This is a genomic window from Segeticoccus sp. (assembly GCF_035708005.1).
This window is the reverse complement of the sequence record NZ_DASSTI010000095.1, coordinates 1-6,129: the sequence shown is the minus strand read 5'-3', so window position 1 is coordinate 6,129 and position 6,129 is coordinate 1. Positions and strand designations below refer to the sequence as shown.

Annotated in this window: 4 protein-coding genes and 1 pseudogene; all 5 read right to left on the bottom strand. The window is 71.0% G+C overall.

Annotated features, from left to right (window positions below; translation table 11 throughout):
• Positions 1–255 precede the first annotated feature (255 nt).
• Positions 256–1,188: an N-acetyl-1-D-myo-inositol-2-amino-2-deoxy-alpha-D-glucopyranoside deacetylase gene (gene mshB, locus VFL99_RS09870; RefSeq protein ID WP_325106177.1), complete on the bottom strand. Its 933-nt coding sequence runs from the start codon at positions 1,186–1,188 to the stop codon at positions 256–258.
• A 143-nt stretch (positions 1,189–1,331) separates the two neighbouring features.
• Positions 1,332–3,164 carry an aspartate--tRNA ligase gene (gene aspS / locus VFL99_RS09865; RefSeq protein ID WP_325106176.1) on the bottom strand — a complete coding sequence of 611 codons (1,833 nt, stop codon included), beginning with the start codon at positions 3,162–3,164 and terminating at the stop codon, positions 1,332–1,334.
• A 210-nt stretch (positions 3,165–3,374) separates the two neighbouring features.
• A complete protein-coding gene (locus tag VFL99_RS09860; RefSeq protein ID WP_325106175.1) occupies positions 3,375–4,040 on the bottom strand; it encodes an NUDIX hydrolase in 666 nt (221 codons plus the stop codon).
• Positions 4,037–5,830 (bottom strand): CTP synthase, encoded by a 1,794-nt coding sequence (locus VFL99_RS09855; RefSeq protein ID WP_325106174.1) that lies wholly within the window; start codon positions 5,828–5,830, stop codon positions 4,037–4,039. The genes VFL99_RS09860 and VFL99_RS09855 overlap by 4 nt, the downstream gene beginning before the upstream one ends.
• 33 nt (positions 5,831–5,863) lie before the next feature.
• Positions 5,864–6,129, bottom strand: a pseudogene (locus VFL99_RS09850) (DNA repair protein RecN); the annotation flags it as partial.

The window sequence follows — 6,129 nt, the reverse complement described above, 5'->3', positions numbered from 1 at the left end:
TCGGCAGACAGCTCGCGGACGAACACCTCCGGGTTCCTCGCCATCGGATCGATCACCTCCACCGACCAGCCTCGAGACCAGCTCTGGTCAAGGCAAGCAGGACACGGTTACCGACCCGACTCAACTTGGCGAGGCACTAGGCACTTCCCCACAGGTCTAGGGAGATCCCAGATCTAGGGGCTTCCCCGCCGATCTCGGGACTTTCCGCACGGGAAATCCCGAGATTCGCTGGAAAGTACCTAGATTCGGGAGCCCTCAGAGGTCCAGACCAGCGAAGACGTCGTCGGCCGGCCCGTCGAACGGCACGCCTCCGGCCAGCCGGAAGCACTCCTCCCACAGCGGACCCGGGGGCGCGCCCTCGAACCGGAAGAAGAACTCATCCGGCGGGATCTGCGTCGCATGGGCGCGCAGGGCTGCGAACCGCTGTGCCGCATAGGGGTATCCGTCGATCCGCACGGCGATGTCCGAGTCGCGCACGCTCATCATCGGCGGCTCGTCGGAGTCGAGGTCGATGGAGTCCAGGAACTCGTTCGACTCACCGGCCTCACGCATCTGGGCGACCATGGTTCGGACCAGGCGTTCGGACATCGCTATCCACAGGATCCGCAGCACCTGCCACGGGGCGCCCAGGTCAGATCGGTAGGACGGCACCGCGGCCAGGGACATGGCATACGTCGCCACCCGGTGGGCCTGGATGTGGTCGGGGTGACCGTAGTGGCCGTTCTCGTCGTAGGTGATGAGCACCTGTGGACGCCGGTCACGGATCAGCGCGACCAGCTCGTTCGCCGCTTCCAACAGGTCCGCACGCCAGAAGGAATCGGCGTGGGGATCAGCGGCCGGCACGACGCCCCGATTCTCGTCGTGGGCCATCCCGGAGTCGCGCCATCGGCCGTCGCCGCCGAGCCGGACGAAGTCGGTCACGCCCAGCTCGGACATCGCCGTGGTGAGCTCCTCCAGCCGCCGCGGGGCGAGAGCGTCCTCGCGGTCGGCGCGCAGGTGCTCGAGCTCGGGGACCACGACCTCCCCCAGCTCGCCGAGCGTGCAGGTCACGAGGGTGACGCCGGCGCCCTCACTGGCATAGCGGGCCATCGTCGCGCCGGTCGAGCTCGACTCGTCGTCGGGATGGGCGTGGACCAGCATCAGCCGGCGCGCGGGCACGGACGTGCCTTGGTAGTCAGGGGTGCTCACGCCTCCCACCGTAGCCATCCTGCGCCTCGTCACGAATCTAGGGACTTCGCGTTGCGCAAAGTCCCTAGATTCGCGGGAGTCTCCCTAGATTCTCGGGAAAGTCCCGAGATCGGCGGGAAAGTCCCGAGATCGGCGGGGCGGGGTCAGCCGGTGACGGGCGTGTGCTCGGCGAGCTGCTCCTCGCTCTCGCCGGTCTCCTTCTCCGGGATGACGTCGATGCCCGCCTCCCGCCGCTGCTCGGCGGTGATCGGCGCCGGCGCCTCGGTGAGCGGGTCGAACCCGCCACCGGACTTTGGGAAGGCGATGACGTCGCGGATCGAGTCCGTGCCCGACAGCAGGGCGCAGATCCGGTCCCACCCGAACGCGATCCCGCCGTGCGGCGGCGCGCCGTAGGCGAAGGCGTCGAGCAGGAAGCCGAACTTGGTCTGCGCCTCCTCCTCGGACAGGCCCATCACGTTGAACACCCGCTCCTGGATGTCCTTGCGGTGGATACGAATCGAGCCGCCGCCGATCTCGTTGCCGTTGCAGACGATGTCGTAGGCGTAGGCCAGTGCCGAGCCCGGGTCGGTGTCGAAGGTGTCGAGGAACTCCGCCTTCGGCGAGGTGAAGGCGTGGTGCACCGCGGTCCACGCCCCGGAGCCGACGGCCACGTCGCCGGACGCCTCCGCCTCGGCGCTCGGCTCGAACAGCGGCGCGTCGACCACCCACAGGAAGGACCAGGCGTCCTCGTCGATGAGGCCGAGGCGCCGGCCGATCTCGAGGCGCGCGGCGCCCAGCAGCGCCCGTGACGCCTTGGTGCCGCCGGCGGCGAAGAAGATGCAGTCACCGGGCTGGGCACCGACGTGGTCCGCGATGCCCTTGCGCTCGGCGTCGGTGAGGTTCTTGGCGACCGGGCCGCCCAGCGTGCCGTCCTCCTGCAGCAGGACGTAGGCGAGCCCCTTGGCACCGCGCTGCTTGGCCCACTCCTGCCAGGCGTCGAGCTGCTTGCGCGGCTGGGAGGCACCGCCGGGCATGACGACCGCGCCGACATACTCCTGCTGGAACACGCGGAAGGTGGTGTCGGAGAAGAAGTCCGTGCACTCCACGAGCTCCTGCCCGAAGCGCAGGTCCGGCTTGTCCGAGCCGTAGCGGCGCATCGCCTCGGCATACGTCATCCGCGGGAACGGCGTGGTCAGCTCGACCCCGATCAACCGCCAGAGCGCGGCGACGATCTCCTCCGACAGGGCGATGATGTCGTCCTGCTCGACGAAGCTCATCTCGACGTCGAGCTGGGTGAACTCCGGCTGCCGGTCGGCGCGGAAGTCCTCGTCGCGGTAGCAGCGAGCGATCTGGAAGTAGCGCTCCATGCCGGCCACCATGAGCAGCTGCTTGAACAGCTGCGGGCTCTGCGGCAGGGCGTACCAGCTGCCCGGCTGCAGCCGCGCCGGCACGAGGAAGTCGCGGGCGCCCTCGGGCGTGGACCGGGTCAGCGTCGGCGTCTCGATCTCGACGAAGTCGTGACCGGCCAGCACCGAGCGGGCCGCCGCGTTGACCTTGCTGCGCAACCGCAGCGCCTGCCCGGGCGCCTGGGGGCCCTGGCGGCGCAGGTCGAGGTAGCGGTACTTCAGCCGCGCCTCCTCGCCGACGGTGACCCGCTCGTCGATCTGGAACGGCAGCGGCGCGGACGGGCTGAGCACCTCCAGGTCGCTCGCGAGGACCTCGACCTCACCGGTCGGCAGGTCGGGGTTGGCATTGCCCTCGGGGCGCTGCCGGACCTCGCCGGTCACCTTGATGCAGTACTCGCTGCGCAGGTCGTGGGCGCCGCTGCGCTCCAGGACCTCGTCCCGCACGACCACCTGCACGATGCCGGACGCATCGCGCAGATCGAGGAAGGCCACGCCACCGTGATCGCGCCGACGGGCCACCCAGCCGGTCAGCGTGACGGTCTGTGAGGCGTGGCTGGCACGCAGCGTGCCAGCCTCGTGGGTGCGAAGCACGGGAGAGTCCTTGTCTGTTGTCGATGGCGTGTTGCCTGGGTCGTCCCGCCGGCATGGCAGGAGGTATGCCGGGTGCTCACCGTGACGGCCCGCCGCGGCGGGCCGCCCCCGTGAGCCATGGCCCACCAATCCTACGGAGGCCGGCTGGGGACCTCCCACTCGGTTTCGGCCGGCCCTTCCGCTGGGCCGGCCCTTCCGCTCGGGGCGAGGTCAGCGGTGGTCGGGGTGCCAGGGCCAGGGCGCGTCGACCGGGCGCAGCGTCTCCCAGCCCTGCTCGCGGGCGGCGTGCGCGGCGAGGATGCCGATCACGGCACTGGGGTTGTGCAGCCGGCCGGCGAGCACGGCGTCACGGGCGTCGTCGAGGCGAACCCAGCGGGCCGGCATCCCGTGCTCCTCGGCGGAGCGGGTGTGCCGCTCCGCCTCGGGGACGTCGGCGAGGTCGGTGGCGAGGTAGACCCGCAGGGCCTCGGACATCCCGCCCGGGGAGGAGAAGTAGTCCACGAGCACCTGCCAGCGGCCGGCAGTGAGGTCGGCCTCCTCGTGCAGCTCGCGCGCGGCCGCCTCCCAGGGCTGCTCCCCGTCCTGATCCAGCAGCCCGGCCGGCGGCTCCCACTCGAACACGCCGACCGGGTGCCGGTACTGGCAGATGAGCAGGATCTCGTCGCGGCCGTCGCGCTGCCGCAGCGCGATGATGCTCACCGCGCCCGTGTGGTCGACGTAGTCCCGGGTGACCTCACCGGCCTCGCCGAGGTCGACCCGGTCCTGCACGACGTCCCAGATCGCGCCCTCGTAGACGGTGCGCCGGGAGCGGACCGGCCGCGGGTCGATCCGGTCGACGATCTCGCCGTCGGCCGCCAGCGGGGCCTGCAGGCTCATCGCACGCTCGCGCGCTCGGCGACCTCACGATCGGCGGACTGCTCGGCCGGCTCCCCCGCGGGAGCCTCCCCGGCCTCGTCCTCGTCGGGGTGGCGCGGCTGGGCGCTGCTGCGCTCGACCTCGATGAGCCGGGTGGCCCGCTGCGCGTCCAACGCGGCGCCGACCAGGCCGGCGAACAGCGGGTGCGCGCGGTTGGGACGGGACAGGAACTCCGGGTGGGCCTGGGTGCTGACGTAGTAGGGGTGCACCTCGGCAGGCAGCTCGGCGAACTCCACGAGTGTGCCCTCCGGGGAGGTGCCGGAGAACACCAGGCCGGCCTCCTCGAGCCGGTCGCGGTAGGCGTTGTTGACCTCGTAGCGGTGCCGGTGCCGCTCGGTGACCTCCGTCGTCCCGTAGGCCTTGGCGATGACCGAGCCCTCGGCGAGGACCGCGGGGTAGGTGCCGAGCCGCATCGTGCCGCCGAGGTTGCCGGCGCCCTCGACGTAGGCCTTCTGCTCCTCCATCGTCGCGATGACCGGGGCCTTGGTCTGCGGGTCGAACTCGGTCGACGAGGCGTCCTCGACACCGGCGACGTTGCGGGCGTACTCGATGACCATGCACTGCAGGCCCAGGCAGATGCCCAGCGTCGGCACCTGCCGCTCCCGGGCCCAGCGCAGCGCGCCGAGCTTGCCCTCGATGCCGCGGATGCCGAACCCGCCGGGCACGAGGATGGCGTCGACGCCGCCGAGCTCCTCCTGCGCCCCGGCCGGCGTGCTGCACCGGTCGCTGGCGACCCAGCGCAGCCTCACCCGCGCGTCGTGGTGGAACCCGCCGGCGCGCATCGCCTCGGTCACCGACAGGTAGGCGTCGGGCAGGTCGATGTACTTGCCGACCAGCGCGATCTCGACCTCGTGCTCGGGGTTGTGCACCCGGCGCAGCAGCTCGTCCCACGCGTGCCAGTCGACGTCCTGGAACGGCAGCCCGAGGCGGCGGATCACGTAGGCGTCGAGCCGTTCGGCGTGCAGCACCTTGGGGATGTCGTAGATGCTCGGCGCGTCGACGCACGCCGCGACCGCATCGGTCTCGACATCGCACATCATCGAGATCTTGCGCTTGATGTCGTCCGGGATCTCGCGGTCGGCGCGCAGCACCAGTCCGTCGGGCTGGATGCCGACCTGGCGCAGCGCAGCCACGGAGTGCTGGGTCGGCTTGGTCTTGAGCTCGCCGCTCGGGGCGAGGTAGGGCACGAGCGAGACGTGCAGGAAGAACACGTGGTCCCGGCCGACGTCGTGGCGCACCTGCCGGGCCGCCTCGAGGAAGGGCAGGGACTCGATGTCGCCGACGGTGCCGCCGATCTCGGTGATGATGACGTCGGGGCGCTCCCCCTCCGGGCGGACCGCCTCGGAGCGCATCCGCGCCTTGATCTCGTTGGTGATGTGCGGGATGACCTGGACGGTGTCGCCGAGGTACTCCCCCCGCCGCTCCTTCTGGATGACCTCGCTGTAGACCTGCCCGGTCGTCACGTTGGCCCGGCCGCTGAGGTTGACGTCGAGGAAGCGCTCGTAGTGGCCGATGTCGAGGTCGGTCTCCGCGCCGTCGTCGGTGACGAAGACCTCGCCGTGCTGGAACGGGTTCATCGTCCCCGGGTCGACGTTCAGGTACGGGTCGAGCTTCTGCATCGTCACTCGCACGCCGCGGGACTTGAGCAGTCGACCGAGGCTCGAGGCCGTCAACCCCTTGCCGAGTGAGGAGGCGACACCGCCGGTGACGAAGATGTGCTTGGTCTGGTGGTCACGGCGTGTCAGCTCCACGGGCTTCGATCCTACCAAGCCACCGGGCGCGGATCAGCCGGACGCGCGCGCCATGTCGAGGAGTTCCTGCGCGTGCGCCCGGGCGGTGTCGGATTCCTCCAGCCCGGCCAGCATCCGGGAGAGCTCCTGCACCCGACCGGCGTCGTCCAGCACGGTCAGCCCGGAGGTGGTCACGCTCCCGTCCCGCGCCTTGCGCACCACCACGTGCCGGTCGGCGAACGCGGCCACCTGGGGCAGGTGGGTGACGACCAGCACCTGCGCGTGCCGAGCCAGTGCGGCCAGCCGCCGGCCGACCTCGA

What these genes read in the sequence shown, in the direction of transcription:
- VFL99_RS09860 (WP_325106175.1), bottom strand. Translation starts at nt 4,040, where the DNA reads ATGAGCCTGCAGGCCCCGCTGGCGGCCGACGGCGAGATCGTCGACCGG.